At 69.1% G+C, this 1,955-nt stretch carries 2 protein-coding genes; one reads left to right on the plus strand and one right to left on the minus strand.

The features are described from left to right. Positions 1 to 364: 364 nt before the first annotated feature. Positions 365 to 778 (plus strand): hypothetical protein, encoded by a 414-nt coding sequence (locus DMB66_RS57945; RefSeq protein ID WP_125812481.1) that lies wholly within the window; start codon positions 365 to 367, stop codon positions 776 to 778. 206 nt (positions 779 to 984) lie between these two features. Here the strand turns inward: DMB66_RS57945 and DMB66_RS57950 are convergent, their stop codons facing one another. After that, complete coding sequence (locus DMB66_RS57950; protein WP_125812482.1) at positions 985 to 1,584, minus strand: hypothetical protein; 600 nt, start codon at positions 1,582 to 1,584, stop codon at positions 985 to 987. Between the last annotated feature and the right edge of the window lie 371 nt (positions 1,585 to 1,955).

A 1,955-nucleotide genomic window follows, 5' to 3' on the forward strand; every position in this document is an offset into this window, starting at 1 on the left:
GGCCTCGCCCAACTTGCCCAGTTGCGGCTGCATCATCTCGCCGAGGTACTGCCTCCGCGAGACGCGGAGCCGCTCGGCGGCCTCATCGGCTTCTCCGCCTTGGCTGCCGCGAACGGGCTGGGCCTGCTCCATCACCGTACCGGCCGCTGACACCGTGGCCGCGACTGTCAACGACGCCGTACAGAACTTTGGTCAGGCCACACAGGCACTGGTCGATCTCCGCGCAGCACTTCTCCGCGCCGGATACCCGCTTTGACGCGCGGCCTTGCCGTCGGCCTCGGAGCACTGCGACCGCGTGCCATCGTGCTCAGCCATGGCGACGGTGACGACGAAAACTGTCATACCTGCACGTCACGATGCAAGTATGGAACAGCCTGAATCGGCGGCATCACCTCGCAGGATCGAGCGGTCTGTCACCGAAGCGCGGATTCAGCTCGCGCAGCTGATTCGAATGGTCGCCATGACCGGCGAGGTCGTGCGCATCGTCGACTGTGGCCGGGCGGTGGCTGCGATCGTCGCCGAAGACACCGCGCAGAGTCGTGCCGAGCTCGTCGCGGTTCGGGACCGGGCGCGTACTGCTGCCGCGGGCTGGGAACATCGCGTCGAACAGGTGCGCGCCACCATGGGCCGCCAGCAGGCCGCTCGCATCCGTGCTCTGGAACAATTGCTCGGCGAGGCGTGGCGATTGCTGGGCGACCGCTTTCCGCCGGGCACCGACAGGTCGGTGGATGCCGCGAGGGTCGCCTACCGCGAGGCAACTACCCGGCGCCCATCTTGATCCTGTGGTCAACACGGGTTTGCCCCAGGCGCGGCAGCACCGACGGGAGGCCGGGGCGGTCTGCCCGAACGGCTGCACCCATCCGCGCGGGGCTGCCAAACGCGCCGTCGCGGCGGATCGGCCCTGCGGCGGGCTGGCCCTCGGTGGCTCGGCCGAACCCGGCTCGGGACGCGACGGCCGGCAGATTCCCTGCGCCGATCTGGCGCCTATCGGCTGTCGGCGTGAGTGATGCTGACGAGGTAGTTCATTGGCATGGGGAACGGATCGTGGGATGCGGCCGGTGCCAGCAGCAGGGCCGTGCGGTCTGCGCTGACCCCGTAGAGGGCGGCCTCGACGGTAGCGATCAAAGGGCCGCGCTCGCTGGTGCCCGCCGGCCGTCGCGGCTCGGTGTCGGCGAAGACCATGGCAGTACGGACGCCGCCGGCCCGGTCGACGTGAACATGCTGGATGGTGCCCCCGAAGCCCTGGCCTAGCGGATCCGCTGGTAGCTCGACGGCAGCGAGGACGGGACAGCCGCCGTTGTTGTCGCGTGGCACGGCCTGGGCCAGCAGGTCGAGGTCGTCGACTCCGGCGAAGAACACAGCGCCCGGGGCCCAGGCGTGCTGGGCTTCCCAGGGATACCAGTCACGGTCGGTCGGGGCGCCACGTTCCCAATGCGGCGGATGCGCACTGGGCGCGAACGGCCGCACGTGCGAGGTTCGATGCGGCAGCGTGGCGGCCTCGTCGCGGGCCAGCCGAACCAGTTCGGACGGCCCGGACCGGGCGGGTACGTCCTGCGTGATTTTGCTGGGGTTTTCTGGCCCCACAACTCCAGAGGATCTTGGCCCCACCAAGTCGTCGCCAAATGCTCCAGACGCCACAAGCCTGTCGATGCATGGCAGCGTCACCGTGGCCCCACCCGCATCGAGCGACTCGGGGGCCGAGGTGCTGCCGCACCGGCCTGCGGCCGGCTTGCCACCGAGTCCCTCGGTCCCGCTGTAGCGAGCGGGCACGGCCACACCTGGGGACGCTGGCCCCTGTCGATGTCGCAGCTCCCTGCGGCCAGCCATACGGCCGTTCCACGGAATGGGATTGCTGGGGCCAGTTGGAGCTGGAGTTCCGATCGACGTATTCGCATCAGGCTTCGGATGTGGGGCCACAAAACCCTGGAGTTGTGGGGCCAAAAAACCCAAGAGAG

Source organism: Actinoplanes sp. ATCC 53533, from assembly GCF_003947245.1.